15 protein-coding genes and 1 pseudogene are annotated in these 13437 nt (G+C 72.8%); 9 read left to right on the top strand and 7 right to left on the bottom strand.

What is annotated here, in order from left to right; translation table 11 throughout:
* Positions 1–48 precede the first annotated feature (48 nt).
* The 3 genes and pseudogenes from ABZ193_RS17960 to ABZ193_RS17950 form a co-directional block, all read left to right on the top strand.
* Positions 49–840, top strand: a pseudogene (locus tag ABZ193_RS17960) (manganese catalase family protein); the annotation flags it as partial.
* A gap of 42 nt (positions 841–882) precedes the next feature.
* A complete protein-coding gene (locus ABZ193_RS17955) occupies positions 883–1071 on the top strand; it encodes a DUF2188 domain-containing protein (protein ID WP_235716312.1) in 189 nt (62 codons plus the stop codon).
* A gap of 460 nt (positions 1072–1531) precedes the next feature.
* On the top strand, positions 1532–1786 hold the full coding sequence (locus tag ABZ193_RS17950; protein WP_020422927.1) for a hypothetical protein: 255 nt from the start codon (positions 1532–1534) through the stop codon (positions 1784–1786).
* A gap of 539 nt (positions 1787–2325) precedes the next feature.
* On the opposite strand, the gene ABZ193_RS17945 is transcribed toward ABZ193_RS17950, so the two are convergent.
* Together ABZ193_RS17945 and ABZ193_RS17940 are read right to left on the bottom strand one after the other, a co-directional pair.
* Positions 2326–3066, bottom strand: coding sequence for a GAF and ANTAR domain-containing protein (locus ABZ193_RS17945; RefSeq protein WP_237339613.1), 741 nt, complete (start codon positions 3064–3066; stop codon positions 2326–2328).
* Positions 3063–4055 carry a class I SAM-dependent methyltransferase gene (locus ABZ193_RS17940; RefSeq protein ID WP_354710681.1) on the bottom strand — a complete coding sequence of 331 codons (993 nt, stop codon included), beginning with the start codon at positions 4053–4055 and terminating at the stop codon, positions 3063–3065. Before ABZ193_RS17940 ends, ABZ193_RS17945 begins: the two co-directional genes overlap by 4 nt.
* A gap of 40 nt (positions 4056–4095) precedes the next feature.
* Between ABZ193_RS17940 and ABZ193_RS17935 the strand changes: the two genes are divergently transcribed.
* Genes ABZ193_RS17935 through ABZ193_RS17925 form a run of 3 tightly spaced genes read left to right on the top strand, consistent with a single transcriptional unit; the run spans position 4096 to position 6275 of the window.
* A complete protein-coding gene (locus ABZ193_RS17935; RefSeq protein ID WP_020422594.1) occupies positions 4096–4686 on the top strand; it encodes a phosphoribosylanthranilate isomerase in 591 nt (196 codons plus the stop codon).
* 54 nt (positions 4687–4740) lie between these two features.
* On the top strand, positions 4741–5064 hold the full coding sequence (locus tag ABZ193_RS17930; protein WP_237339616.1) for a YciI family protein: 324 nt from the start codon (positions 4741–4743) through the stop codon (positions 5062–5064).
* Positions 5061–6275 (top strand): sigma-70 family RNA polymerase sigma factor, encoded by a 1215-nt coding sequence (locus ABZ193_RS17925; RefSeq protein WP_354710680.1) that lies wholly within the window; start codon positions 5061–5063, stop codon positions 6273–6275. Before ABZ193_RS17930 ends, ABZ193_RS17925 begins: the two co-directional genes overlap by 4 nt.
* Before the next feature lie 303 nt (positions 6276–6578).
* On the opposite strand, the gene ABZ193_RS17920 is transcribed toward ABZ193_RS17925, so the two are convergent.
* Positions 6579–8423 (bottom strand): hypothetical protein, encoded by a 1845-nt coding sequence (locus tag ABZ193_RS17920; RefSeq protein ID WP_354710678.1) that lies wholly within the window; start codon positions 8421–8423, stop codon positions 6579–6581.
* Positions 8424–8542: 119 nt separating this feature from the next.
* On the opposite strand from ABZ193_RS17920, the gene ABZ193_RS17915 reads away from it, so the two are divergent.
* Together ABZ193_RS17915 and ABZ193_RS17910 are read left to right on the top strand one after the other, a co-directional pair.
* Positions 8543–8896, top strand: a complete 354-nt coding sequence (locus ABZ193_RS17915) for a hypothetical protein (protein ID WP_020422590.1) — start codon at positions 8543–8545, stop codon at positions 8894–8896.
* Positions 8893–10122, top strand: a complete 1230-nt coding sequence (locus ABZ193_RS17910; RefSeq protein WP_354710677.1) for a hypothetical protein — start codon at positions 8893–8895, stop codon at positions 10120–10122. The genes ABZ193_RS17915 and ABZ193_RS17910 overlap by 4 nt, the downstream gene beginning before the upstream one ends.
* A 147-nt stretch (positions 10123–10269) precedes the next feature.
* Here the strand turns inward: ABZ193_RS17910 and ABZ193_RS17905 are convergent, their stop codons facing one another.
* The 3 genes from ABZ193_RS17905 to ABZ193_RS17895 form a co-directional block, all read right to left on the bottom strand.
* The gene (locus ABZ193_RS17905) at positions 10270–10560 is read right to left on the bottom strand and encodes a hypothetical protein (RefSeq protein WP_193354413.1); all 291 of its coding nucleotides are present in this window, start codon (positions 10558–10560) and stop codon (positions 10270–10272) included.
* A 51-nt stretch (positions 10561–10611) separates the two neighbouring features.
* A complete protein-coding gene (locus ABZ193_RS17900) occupies positions 10612–10809 on the bottom strand; it encodes a PspC domain-containing protein (RefSeq protein WP_027936553.1) in 198 nt (65 codons plus the stop codon).
* Between the two features lie 64 nt (positions 10810–10873).
* On the bottom strand, positions 10874–11671 hold the full coding sequence (locus ABZ193_RS17895) for an NmrA family transcriptional regulator (protein WP_354710676.1): 798 nt from the start codon (positions 11669–11671) through the stop codon (positions 10874–10876).
* Positions 11672–11752: 81 nt separating this feature from the next.
* Between ABZ193_RS17895 and ABZ193_RS17890 the strand changes: the two genes are divergently transcribed.
* Complete coding sequence (locus ABZ193_RS17890) at positions 11753–12685, top strand: AraC family transcriptional regulator (protein WP_354710674.1); 933 nt, start codon at positions 11753–11755, stop codon at positions 12683–12685.
* Here the strand turns inward: ABZ193_RS17890 and ABZ193_RS17885 are convergent.
* A complete protein-coding gene (locus tag ABZ193_RS17885; RefSeq protein WP_354710672.1) occupies positions 12621–13433 on the bottom strand; it encodes an MHYT domain-containing protein in 813 nt (270 codons plus the stop codon). The two genes, ABZ193_RS17890 and ABZ193_RS17885, sit on opposite strands and share 65 nt — an antisense overlap.
* Positions 13434–13437: the final 4 nt, after the last annotated feature.

Below are 13437 nucleotides of genomic sequence, written 5' to 3'. Positions count from 1 at the left end.
GGAGCGGGAAAGTCCTCCCTCGTCATCGTCATCGGCGAGGGAGGACCCGTGTTCCGACACACCAAGTTCCTGCAGTTCGAGGCGAAGCCGGAGCGTCCGGACCCGTATTTCGCGCGCAAGCTGCAGGAGCTGATCGGCGGGGCCTACGGCGAGATGACCGTGACGATGCAGTACCTGTTCCAGGGCTGGAACTGCCGCGTCGAGGGCAAGTACAAGGACCTGATCATGGACACGGCGACCGAGGAGATCGGTCACGTGGAGATGCTGGCCACGATGGTCGCCCGGTTGCTGGAGGGCGCGCCGGCGACCGCGACGGCGGAGGCGGCCAAGGACCCGGTGATGGCGGCGGTGCTGGGCGGGATGGATCCGCAGCAGGCGATTGTGTCGGGTGGCGGGGCGGTTCCCGCGGATGCGAATGGCACGCCGTGGGACGGCAAGTACATCGTGGCTTCGGGGAACCTGCTGGCGGATTTCCGGGCCAACGCGGCGGCCGAGGCGCAGGGGCGGTTGCAGACAGCCCGGTTGTACAACATGACCGACGACCCGGGCGTGAAGGAGATGCTGAAGTTCAACCTGGCCCGGGACACCGTGCACCAGAAGCAGTGGTTGCGCGCCATCGAAGAGCTCCAGGCGGACGGCCTCGAAGCGGACATCGCGCCCAGCGCGCTGCTTGACGAAGAGGACCAGACGCACAACAACACCATCTGGCACCTCTCCGACGGCCCCGACGGCAACAAGGGCGCGTGGGCTGACCGGATCGAGTACCTGATGGAGCCCAAGCCCCTCGGCGGTCCCGGCAGCGCACCGAAACCCGACCCCGCGCTCTACGCCACCTACGCCGCGGACGGCTCGGCGGGCCCGACGGAGCTCGCCGAGGGCGACGTGGAGACCTTCTACGCGGACGGGCGGTGGAAGAACCAGGTGGTCGGCAACAGCCGGGCCTCCAGCACAGGCGACACGAAGGCCGAGGCCCAGGCCGAGGGCCGGGAACTGGCCCGCAAGCGCGGGGTCACTCACGTGGTGCGCCGCAAGGACGGCGAGATCACGGAGCGCCACGACTACGGCCGCTGAGGCGCGGCTTTGTGCCGTGGTGGGGTGGTGGCGCGGCTGCGGTGCTGTGGCGCGGTTTGGCCGGGGGTTGTGCCGTGGTGGGGCGGTGAGGTTGCGGAGTGGCGCGGCTGCGGGTGCTGCGGCGCGGCTTGGCGGGGGTTGTGCCGTGGTGGCGCGGCTGCGGGTGCTGCGGCGCGGCTTGGCCCGCTTGTCGTCAGGGCGCTGCTTGGGTAGCGAGATCGCGGAGTGGCGCGGCTGCTGCTGAAGACCGGTGCCCGCGACAGCGGGCGGGCGCCCGCGTGGTGTCGGGCAATGATTTCTGCCGCGGCTCATAGTGATTCCGCAAACCGTGTAGCCACGGTCGAAGGTAATTCGCGTCAGGACCACTCGGACGAGTGGTGGGAAGAGTGCGTTGCGAGCCTTGAATGGCTAGGTTTCTCGTCTCGTTCGAAGAATCATTTTCCGATGAAGGGGAAACTCAGTGTCGCGCACACTTCGTGCTGGTGTCATCGGTCTCGCGGCTGCCTCGGCGGTTCTGGCCGGGGCGGGCGCCGCCTCCGCGGGCGGGGTCTCCGCTCCGCAGCTCAAGGCCGTCGGCATGACGCTCAACGGCCTCGCGGGCAAGGCCGGCACCCCCGGCGTGCTCGAGCCCGTCACGGGCAAGCAGAGCGCCCTGTCCCCGCTCACCGGCGGCAACCCGCTGCGGCAGCTGACCGGCAAGCTGCCCATCGGCTGACCGTACGGCCGGGCGCGTCACGGGAACGCCGTGGCGCGCCCGGCCGCCTCTGTGCCGCCTGCGGGCTGCCGGGCCGCCGCTTCTGCGCTGCCGCCTGGCCGCCTCTGCGCTCCTGGCTCGCCGCCTCTGCGCTGCCAGGCCGGCCGCCTGGGCGCTACTGAGCCGCCGCTTCTGCGCCGCGGGCCGACCGCCTGAGCGCCGCCCAAGAGGTGCCGGGCCGCCGCTGCTGCATTGCTGGGCCCGCCGCATGAGCGCCGCCACTTCTGTGCCACCGGCCTGCCGCGTCTGTGCCACCGCCTCTGCGCCGCTGCCCGCTGCCGGCCCGCCCCCCAGCGCCGCCGGTCGCCGCGTCTGCGCCGCCGGTCGCCGCGTCTGCGCCGCCCCTCAGCACCGCCGACTCGCTGGCTCGGCGCTGTGGCCGCCCCCTCAGCGCCACCGCCTCCGTGCCACCGGCCCGCCGCCGACCCGCCGACTCGGCGCTGTGGCCGCCGCCTCAGCGCGCCGCTTCCGCGCCGCCGGCCGTTCGCCTGCGCGCTACCTCAGCGGCGCAGCGATTCGAGCAGCTTCCTCGCCACCGCGGCCAGCTTCGTGTTCGTCCGCTGGGACTCCTCGACCAGCCGGGCGAACGCCTCGTCCGCGCTGCACCCGTGTATCGCCATCAGCACGCCCTTCGCCTGGTCGATCTCGGCCCGCGAGGTCAGCGCCGTCTCCAGCTGGGCGATCTTGCGTTGCGTCGCGGCCCAGCGGCGGGCGTTCGTGAACGCCTCGCACGCCGCCGTGGTGAACAGGCGCATCACCTGCTCGTCGTAGTCGTCGAAGGCCTGGGCGGTGAAGCTGTACAAGTCCAGCCCGCCCACGACCTCGTCCTCGCCACCCGGCTCGCCCGGCAGCAGCACCGGCACCGACAGGTACGTGTTGATACCGGCCGCTTTCGCCGAGGCGGTGAACTCCGGCCACTCCTGCTCGTGCTCGCCGACGATCGCGCGCACCGGGTGCCGCTGGGTCGCCGCCTCGACGCACGGGCCGCGGCGCGTCTTGTACTGGCACTCGTCGATCCCGACGATTCCCTCGTCCGTGGCCGCCAGGGTGTACAGGTGACCGTCCTCGGCGATCGCGGTGATCGTCGCGGAGTCGGCGTCCGGCAGCGTCGCCACGGCGCTCTCGGCGATGCCCCGCGCGACCTCCTCCAGCGGCTGGGTGGCCGCCTGACCGCGCAGGTCCTCCAGCGCGGCCGCGACGTAGTCGAGGCGGACCAGCGGATCCGCGCGGCTCTCGGTCATGCGTCGCGAGTACCCGTGGCCGTGGAGCCGTAATCGGGCGCCTTCCGCAGCCAGATGTTCCCGCCCGGGTTGCGCGCCATGTCCGGGACGGCCGCCGTCAGCAGCTCGCGGTGCCGCGCCCACAGGTACTGCTGGAACCAGCGGACCTCGAAGCGCGGGTTGTAGGCCAGGAACGCGCGCAGCAGGTAGACCTCCTGCCAGGCGCGGCCCTCGGTCACCCACTCCAGCGGGTATTCGAACGGGAAGAACACGTCGTGCACGTGGATCCACACCCCGTCGGCTAGGCGGGGCAGCACCTCGAAGAAGAGGTGGTTGACGTCGGAGCCCGCCTTGACCACGTGGGTGGAGTCGATGAACAGCACGTCACCGGCCTCCAGGGCGAGGAACGTCTCCAGCGGCACGTCCTGCACCGGCTGCTCACGGACGGTCACCCGCTGTTCGTCGCCCGGGCGCAGCAGCGACCGCAGCAGCTCCGGGTGGGGTTCGACGAATGTCAGCTCGACCGCGCCGTCCAGCCAGTGCTCGACGGTGTCCAGCGTCATCGCCGACGAGTAGCCGGATCCGATCTCGATCAGCCGCCGCGGGCGCAGGTGACGCAGCATGCCGTGCAGGACCAGCGCGTCCGACCAGGAGTACTCCGGGTTGCCGAAGAAGTAGCGGTACTCCGGCGACCGGTGCTCGGGGAACGGGTGCTCCTTCAGCAGCTCGGTGAGGACGGGCAGCAGCGCGAGCTGGTCGTCCTCGCGCAGGTCGAGGCCGGCGGGATCGGCGGCGGTGTCGAACAGCGCGCCGGCGCGGGCGAGGACCTGCGCGGGGTCCGGCTGCGGCGAGTAGAAGTGCCCCGGCGGCACCCAGGTGCGGTAGGTGGCGGCGAGCTGATCCCGCTCGGCCTCCGCCGCGGCGCACCGGGCGAGGAGGTCCTCGTGCGTCCGCCGCGAGACCGCGTATCGCCTGGCCAGGCTGCGCAACCGGGTACCGATCAAGGACATCGCCGCAGTTTAGACTTCCGCGGCGCCTACCCTGGTGGGGGTGTTCGTGAAGATCTGCGGCCTGCGCACCGAGGCCGACGTCGACTGCGCGGTGACCGCCGGGGCCGACGCCGTCGGGTTCGTCCTGACGCCGAGCCCTCGGCAGGTGACCGTGGAGGAGGCCACCCGCCTGGTGGCCGCCGTGCCCCCGGAGGTCCTCAGCGTGGGGGTGTTCCTGGGGATGCCGGTCGCCGACGTCCGGGACATCGCTGTCAAGACCGGGCTGGGCGCGGTCCAGCTGCACGGCGACGGCTACACGGCCGGCGACTTCGCCGAGCTCGCCGGCCTGGGGGTGCGGCTGGTGCGTGCCACCTCCACCGCTGGTGAGCGAGTCGAGGTCGGCGCGTTCGGCGAGGAGATGCTCATCCTCGACTCGCCGCGGGCCGGGTCGGGTGAGCAGTGGGGCTGGTCGGCGCTGCGCGGCCAGACCGGGCGGTGGCTGCTGGCGGGCGGACTGCGGCCGGGCAACGTGGGGGAGGCGATCGAGACCGTGCGGCCGTGGGGCGTCGACGTCTCCAGCGGGGTGGAGTCCACCCGCGGCACGAAGGACCATGGGCTGATCCGGGAATTCCTCGCCGCCGCGCGTCCCTGATCGCGGGTCCCGTTCGTCGGTGTGGTGAGAACAGGACCGGCGAGGAGGACTGCGATGCAGTACATGCTGTTGATCTGCGGGGGCCCCGAGGCCGCCGAGCACGCCGAGGACGGCTGCGGCGGCTGGAGCGAGGAGATGGCCGGGCGGGGCGTCCTGCGTGGCGGGGCCGGGCTGCGGCCGCCGCACGAGGCGACCACGGTGCGGGTGCGGTCGGACGAGGTGTTGCTGTCCGACGGTCCGTTCGCCGAGACGCGTGAGCAGGTCGGCGGGTTCTGCCTCATCGAGTGCGCCGACCTGGACGAGGCGGTCGAGATCGCGTCGAAGCACCCGGCCGCCACTTACGGGTCGATCGAGGTCCGCCCGATCTGGCAGCCATGACCGACGTCCACACCGCCCTCGTCCGCGCGTTTCGCGACGAGTGGGGGCAGGTGGTCGCGACCCTGATCCGGCTCACCGGCGACTGGGACCTCGCCGAGGAGTGCGCGCAGGACGCGTTCACCCAGGCAGTCGGGGCGTGGGCCCGGGACGGCGTGCCGCGCCGGCCCGGGGCCTGGCTCACCACCGCCGCCCGCAACCGCGCTCTCGACCGGCTGCGCCGGGACGCGGTGGGGGCGGCCAAGCTGCGGGAGGTCGCGGCGATGCCCGAACCCGAACCGTTCGAAGACGACAGCGGCGTGCCCGACGACCGGTTGCGCCTGATGTTCACCTGCTGCCACCCCGCGCTGTCCTTGGACGCGCAGGTGGCACTGACCCTGCGCACGCTCGCGGGGCTGACGCCGGCCGAGATCGCACGGGCGCTGCTGGTCGCCGAGCCCGCGTTGCGGAAACGGCTGGTGCGGGCGAAGCAGAAGATCCGGCACGCCGGCATCCCGTACCGGGTGCCGCCGGCGCATCTGCTGCCCGAGCGGACGCCTGCGGTGCTGGCGGTCCTGTACCTGCTGTTCAACGAGGGCTACTCGGCGACGGCGGGTGCGGACCTGCTGCGCCGCGAGCTCTCCGCGGAGGCGATCCGGCTGGCGCGCGTGCTGCACGAGCTGATGCCGGACGAGCCGGAGGCCACCGGGCTGCTCGCGCTCCTGCTGCTGCAGGACTCGCGGCGGGACGCGCGGGTGGACGAGCGCGGGGACCTGGTGCTGCTGACCGACCAGGACCGCGACCGGTGGGACCACGCCCAGATCGCCGAGGGGGTGGCGCTGCTGGAGGGCGCCCTGCGGCGCGGGGCGCCCGGGCCGTACCAGGTGCAGGCGGCGATCGCGGCGTGCCACGGCAAGGCGGCGCGGGCCGAGGACACGGACTGGCCGCAGATCGCCGCGCTGTACGGCGAGCTGGCGGCGATGACCCGGTCGCCGGTGGTGAAGCTGAACCGGGCCGTGGCGGTGGGGATGGCCGAGGGGCCGGCGGAGGGGTTGCGACTGCTGTCCGATGTGGACCTGCCGGGGTATCACCTGCTGCCGGCCACGCGTGCGGAGTTTCTCCGTCGCCTGGGCCGGCGTGCCGAGGCGGCGGCGGAGTACCGGGAGGCGCTGCGGCTGGTCACGACGGATGCGGAGCGGCGCTTCCTGACGCGGCGGCTGGCGGAGGTGGGGTAGTAGGAGGGGTGGCTGGTGGCTGCAGGCACCCCTCACGGGTGGAGGTGCGGCTCGGTTTGGGTGGCGGTGGCCTTGCGCAGGTGGCGGCTCGTGCTGCTCGAGGAGACGGCCGGTGCGGTGCTGGGTGGAGGTGGGGTAGCTGGATGCTGCCGTGCGATTGGGCAGTGGTGGCGTGGCGGCGGGCGGCTGTGCCCGGTGGTGGGCGGAGGTGCGGCGTGGCTGCGCGCCGTGGCCCCAGGGGTGTGCGGCCCGGGGAGTGCGAGGCGGCCGGTGCGCCCCCGGAAGGCACCGGCCGCCCCGGGGTCAGCTGCTGACCCGCACCCGCCGCGTGGGGGACGGCGCGCCGCCCGCCGCGGCGGTGTACAGCCACGCGAACAGGACCCACATGCCGCCGAACACCAGGCCCACCACCACGTACGCCACGGTCCACAGCACCAGCGGCGTGTCCGTCTTGCGTTCGCGCTGCAGGAACTCGATCTCCGACATGAAGGGGCGCGGCCCGGACGTCGCGGAGATCTCCGCGGCGTTCGCGGCCGGGTCGGCGGGCGCGTAGATCGGCGCCAGCGCCATCACCCGCGAGCCGTAGTGCACGCGGATTCCGGTCTTCCACTGCCCGAACACCGGCAGCGGCTGCGTCGTGCGGTACGTGCCCTCCGCCGTCCGCTCCAGCGGCGCGCTGTAGAAGTCCCCGCCCTGCCACGAGAAACCGTTGAGCCACACCGGATCCGACACCAGGTCCGCCCGGTTGATCGTCACCGTCGCGGTCACCCACCTCGGCTGCCCGCCGCCGTGCGGGTTCGAGATCGGCAGGCTCTCCGCGGTGTCGGTGAGCTGGATGTTCGCCACCAGGCCCGCGGGCGGATCGGCGGGCGGGATCACCGCCGCCGACAAGCCGACCGCCAGCAGCGCGCCGACGAGCCCGCCCAGGTGCCGCGTCCGGAACCGCACCGCGGGCTCGCCCGACGGCGCCGGGTCCGACGGGCGCCGCGCGGCCACCGCCTCGACCCGCTGGTACTGCCACACCCCGATCAGCGCGCCGGCCACCGACGCCGCCGCGCCCCACAGCACGAAGGTGTCCATGTGGGACAGTGGCCACGGGTCCGGCATCAGCCACTGCGAGAACGCCCACTCGCCGAACATCCCGAACACCCCGCTGGCCAGCCCGGCCACCACGGCGAACGCGTACCCCTGCCGCCCGCGCAGCAGGACCGCCACCACCTCGATCACCACGGCCTCGGCGGCGTACGGCAGCAGCAGTGCCACGTGCAGGTCGTTGACCAGCGGCAGCACCGCGAACACCGCCCTGGTCACCAGCACCACGGCCACCACGAGCAGCGCCCCGCCCGGCCCGCCGGCCAGGCGCCCGTAGACCAGCGTCCAGCTGCCGATCAGCCCGACCAGCACCACCTGGGCGAGCATCGGGAACTGCGGCACCCCGAGGTCGAACTCCATCAGGAACGCCGACGCGCCCATCAGCCAGGCGCCCGCGAGCAGCGGCCCGAGCAGGCGCACCACCGGCCCGGTCGCGCCGACCTGCCGCGCCTCGCCGAGCAGCAGCTGCAGGCCGATCACCACACCGACCCCGCCGCCGATCATCAGCACGTGCGTCGGCCCCCACTCGGTGACGTCCTGGCCGAACAGCCGGTGCCACACGTCGTCCAGCGGGAACCCGGCGATGCCGACCAGGCCGGTCGCCATCATCTGGATGCTGCCCATCGGCGCGCGCCAGTGCGGCCCGATCGGGAACGTGCGCACCGGCAGCTTCCCCTTCGCCAGCGCGGCGCTGAGCACCCCGCTGGCGAAGATGCCCATCAGTCCGAAGTAGATCGGGTAGTGCGACGGGTTGGCCAGCGGCCCCTCGTCGCGGCCGAGTTCCATGTGGATCGGCACGTCCCAGTACACGCCGATCAACGCGGCCATCCCGGACAGGAACGCGACGAACATCGGCAGCGCGGCCCACCGGGGAAGCCCGCTCAGCCCGGCCGACCAGTCCGCCAGCCTGCCGACCAGCGTGGTGCGCCCGGCGCGCTCCCGGATGACGAACACGGCGAGCGGCAGGAAGATCACGAAGAACATCAGGCCCGCGATGACGATCTGGCCGAGCGCGGCCCCGCCCGCCGGCGGGCTGGACTCCTGGGCGACGAGCACGGTGGACCTTCCTCGATGAAGCCGGGCATGCGTGCTACCCGAAGTAACTGTTACCGTTGGTCACATACTTTACGGGCTCCCGGACGCAACGGGCAAGCCGGGCGGAGGAAGGACGGGGAATGCGCAGGTTCGTCGTGGCGGTGCTGGCGACGTTGCTGGTGACCACCGGGTGCGGGAGCACGGCGCCGCAGCAGCAGCCGGACGCCGCGCCGGAGGTGGCGGTGTTCACCGTGACCGGCGGGAAGCGGACGGCCGGGCCGGACCGGGTCGAGGTCGCGGCGGGCCGGACCGTGACCATCCAGGTCACCACCGACGCCCCTGACGAGCTGCACGTGCACGGCTACGACCGCAAGGCGGACGTGGTGGCCGGGCAGCCCGCCTCCGTCACGTTCACCGCGGACGTCCCCGGGGTGTTCGAGGTCGAGCTGCACCACAGCGGGGCCGCGCTCACCGAGCTCCGGGTCACGGCGTGATCCTCGCCCACGGTCTCGGCGGGCGCTCCGACCTGCCGGTCCCGCTGTGGCTCGCGCTTTACGCCGGCGCGGCCGCGGTGCTGGTGTCGTTCTTCGCGCTCACCGCGCTGTGGAAGCGGCCGAAGCTGCGTGGCGCGGAAGCCGGGCGCGCGTGGCCGCGGGCGCTCGAGCGGATCGCCGACGCTCGCGCCACGCGGATCGCGCTGCGCCTGCTCGGGCTGGCGCTGTTCGCGGTGTTCCTGGTGTTCGCCTGGACCGGCGCGGACGACTCGGCGAAGAACCCGGCGGGCGCCTGGTTCTACGTGTGGTTCTGGGTCGGGCTCGTGCCTCTTTCCGTGCTGTGCGGACCGGTCTGGCGGCTGGTCAATCCACTGCGGACACTCACCGCGATCTTCCCCGGCCGTCTGCCCTTGCCGCGCTGGGGGTTCGTCCCGGCCGTCGCGGGCCTGGTCGCCTTCCTGTGGCTGGAACTGGTGTACCCGCACTCCGATTCGCCGCGGGCGATCGCGGTGTTCGTCACCGCCTACGCGGGGGTGCACGTCGTCGCGGGTGCGGTGTTCGGGCCGCGCTGGTTCGACCGCGGCGACGGGTTCGAGGTCTACTCGGTGCTGATCGCCGCGCTGTCGCCGTGGGGCCGCCGCGCGGACGGCCGCCTGGTGCTGCGCAACCCGCTGGACGGCCTGCGCACGCTCGAACGCGAGCGCGGCCTGACCCCGTTCGTGCTGGTCGTGCTGGGCTCCACGGCGTTCGACGGGCTGACCCGGCTGCCGGTCTGGGGCGATCTGACCCGCGACGGCGACCGCGTCCTCCTCGGCACCGCGGGGCTCGCGGCGTCGATCGGGCTCACCGCGCTGGCCTACGCCGGCGCGATCCGCCTGACCCGGCCGTACCTGCGGCGTTCGGTCACCGGCCCCTACGACGCCTTCGCGCCGTCGCTGGTGCCGATCATGGCCGGGTACACCGTCGCGCACTACTTCTCGTTCGCCGTGTTCGAGGGGCAGCGCGGGTTCGGCGGCGGCGTGGACTACACGGTGGTCTCCCCGGCGGCGATCGCGTTCACCCAGATAGCCGGGATCGTGGCCGGGCACGTCCTCGCGGTCGCCTCGGCGCACGACCGCGCGCTCGGCGTGCTGCGGGACGGTTATGCGAAGGTGGGGCAGTACCCCATGCTCGCCGTGATGGTCTGCTACACCGCGGTCGGCATCGCACTGGTCTCGGGAGCGTGAATGCGTGAGCGGATGATCCTGGCCCACCAGGGCGGGTGGGACGAGACCCTGATCATCGTCGGGCCCATCGCGATCATCGTGGTGCTCATCGTGGTCGCCCGCCGCCAGGCCCCTCCACCGGAGGAGCCCGACGAGGACGACGCGCCGTCAGCGGAGCAGACGGGCGATGAGGCCGGTGACGACGAGCCAGAAGACCGCCGCCAGACCGTAGTTGACCAGCACGTTGAGCTGCCCGTTCGCGATGGGGAAGAGCCCGGGGAAGAACAGCGCCAGCGGCTGGGCGATCGAATCGATGAAACGGTAGAAGGCGTTCGCCGTGTTGGCGCCCGCCAGGACCAGGACGATGTAGATCGCCTCGACGAGCGCGAACAGCGCCCCGATCCCGGTGACCACTCGCACGGCGGTGCCGCGTCCACGGTAGATTCCCGTTCTGGCCATGCGAAGGAGTAGCCCCCTCCGTGAATTTCAAACCCGATCGGGTGATGCGGGTCAGCGCCTCTCGTTCGGAATGAAGATCCACAGACCCAGGTAGATCAGGAACTGCGGGCCGGGGAGCAGGCAGGACAGCACGAACAGCAGGCGCATCGTGCGGGGTTTCCAGCCGAGGCGGTGGGCCAGGCCGGCGCACACCCCGGCGATCACCCGGTTGTCGCGGGACCTCGTCAGTCGCATCGTTGTCGTCGTCATGCCACCACGATGCCCGTGCCCGCGGCCGCGCGCATCGGTGGAAACCCCCGAATCATCCCGGGGGTCAGCCCCAGTGCGCCGTCCGGGCGAAGTCCGCGAAGTCGCGGGGCGGACGGCCCAGCACTTGCTGCACGCCGTCGGTCACGGATTCGTTGCGGCCGTCCAGCACCTCGGCCAGCAGCTCGCTCAACGGCCCCGCGAACTCCGGCTCCACACCGGCCGCGACGAGGCCGGCCGCGAACTCCGCGGCGCTCACCGGCACGTACCGCACCGCACGGCCGAGCGCCGCCGAGATCTCCGCGGCGGCCTCGGCGAACGTGAGCAGCCTCGGCCCGGTGATCTCGTGCACCAGCCCCGCGTGCCCGTCCTCGGTGAGCGCCTTCGTCGCCACGTCCGCGATGTCGTCGGCGTCGATGAACGGCTCCGACACCTCCCCCGCCGGGAACGCGAACTCGCCGGCCACCACCGACTCGGCGAGGAAGTCCTCGCTGAAGTTCTGCGCGAAGAAGCTCGCCCGCACGACCGTCCACTCCGGACCCGCATCCTGGATCGCCTCCTCGCTGCGCCGCGCGCCGTCCTCGCCGCGGCCGGTCAGCAGCACCAACCGCCGCACGCCCTGCTCGCCGGCCTGGCGGGCCAGCGCGCCGATCTTCGGCGCCGCGTCGGGGAAACCGGCGTCCGGCGCGTAGGTCACGTACGCCGTCGTGACGTCCTTCAGCGCCGGTTCCCACGTGCCCGGCTCGTCCCAGTCGAAGCCGGTGGACCGCGCCGCGATCCGCACCTGCTCGCCGCGCGCCCGCAACCGGTCCGCGACCCGTCGTCCCGTCTTGCCCGTTCCGCCGATCACCAGGAAATTCGTCATGCCCCAAGGAAACCCGGCCGGCAGACGGGCGGACCATGCTGAGCGCGCTCGTCCGCATGCGCGTTCGTCTACGCTGGGCCCGTGGACGAGCTGGCAGGCCTCCTGGACGGGCCCCGCGCCCGCGGCGCCTTCCTCCTCCGCGCCCAGCTGGCGCCGCCGTGGTCGATGCGGATCCAGGACGAGGCGCCGCTGACGCTCGTCGCCGTCCTGCGCGGCAGCGCGTGGGTGTGCTTCGACGACGGCTCCACGCGCAAGCTCACCGCCGGTGACGTGGCGGTGCTGCGCGGCCCCGACCCCTACACCTTCTGCGACCACCCGGACACCACGCCGCAGGTCGTCGTCGGCCCCGAGCAGGTCTGCACCACCCCGGCCGGGCAGGAGGTCGTGATGACCGGCCTCGGCCTGCGCACCTGGGGCAACGACCCGCACGGCCCGACCACGCTGCTCGTCGGCACCTACCAGCTCCGCGGCGAGGTCAGCCGCCGCCTGCTCGGCGCGCTGCCCGTCCTGGTCGTCGTGGCCGTGCCGGACTCACCGGTGATGACCCTGCTCGGCGCCGAGATCTCGCGTGACGAGCCGGGCCAGGAGGCCGTCCTCGACCGGTTGCTCGACCTGCTGCTCATCGACGTGCTGCGGAAGTGGTTCGCCGGCCCCGAATCCGGCCCGTGGTACCGCGCCTACGCCGATCCGGTCGTCGGCCGGGCGCTGCGCCTGCTGCAGCACCGCCCGGAACACCCGTGGACCGTCGCCACGCTCGCCGCCGCCACCGGCGTGTCCCGCGCCGCGCTGGCCCGCCGGTTCACCGAACTGGTCGGCGAACCGCCGATGGCCTATCTCACCGGCTGGCGGCTCGCGCTCGCCGCGGACCTGCTGCGGGACCCGGACACCACCCTCGCTGCCGTCGCCCGCCGCGTCGGCTACTCCAGCCCGTTCGCGCTCAGCGCCGCGTTCAAACGAGCTCACGGGGTGAGCCCGCAGCGGCACCGGCAGGGAGCGGCTGCTCGTCCGGGGTGACGTCCTCCCCGGCAGGCTCCGGCGGCGCCTGCGCCATCAGCACGGCGCAGACCGGCACCGCCAGCGCGATCGCGGCCAGCACGAACACCGGGAACAGGAACGAGAACACCTCGGCGCCGGACGGGTCGGGCGCGCTGACGTCGAGGCGCACCCGGACCGCCGCCATGCCGGTGTAGTGCATGCCGGTGACCGCCGCGCCCATGACGAGACCGGCGAGCAGCCGCCACTGCAGCTTGTCCAGCGCGGCGGTGAACCACAGCGCCGCCGTCGCCGCGACCACCGCGATCACGATCGACAGCGCGACCAGGCCGCCCTGGTAGCCGATGGTGCCCTTGATCTGCACCGCCCACATGCCGGTGTAGTGCATGAGGTTCACCGCGAGCCCGGTGATCAGCCCGGCCGCGAGCAGCCGCCACCACCGGAACCGCTCCCGCACCCCGAAGACCAGCAGCCCGGCGAACACCGACACGACGGCGAGCACCGCGGACAGGATCGTGCGCGGGATGTCGTAGCGCACCGGCATCCCGGGCGTGGCGAACCCGAGCATCGCGACGAAGTGCATGACCCAGATGCCGACACCGCCGATCGACACGGCGGCCAGCACCAGCCACGCGATGCGCGCCCGCGGGCTGACCGCGGTGCGGGCCTGCAGCGTGCAGGCCAGGCCGAGCGCGCAGCCCGCCACCGACGTCAAATACGCCAGCACCATCACCCAGGCGCCCATTTCGAAGTGGTGAACGTGATCCATCGCC

This window comes from Amycolatopsis sp. NPDC006125, from assembly GCF_040614195.1.
In the GTDB taxonomy this organism is placed as follows: Bacteria; Actinomycetota; Actinomycetes; order Mycobacteriales; family Pseudonocardiaceae; genus Amycolatopsis_E; species Amycolatopsis_E tucumanensis.
Note: the sequence above shows the minus strand (reverse complement) of the source record. Positions and strands in the feature narration are given on the sequence as shown.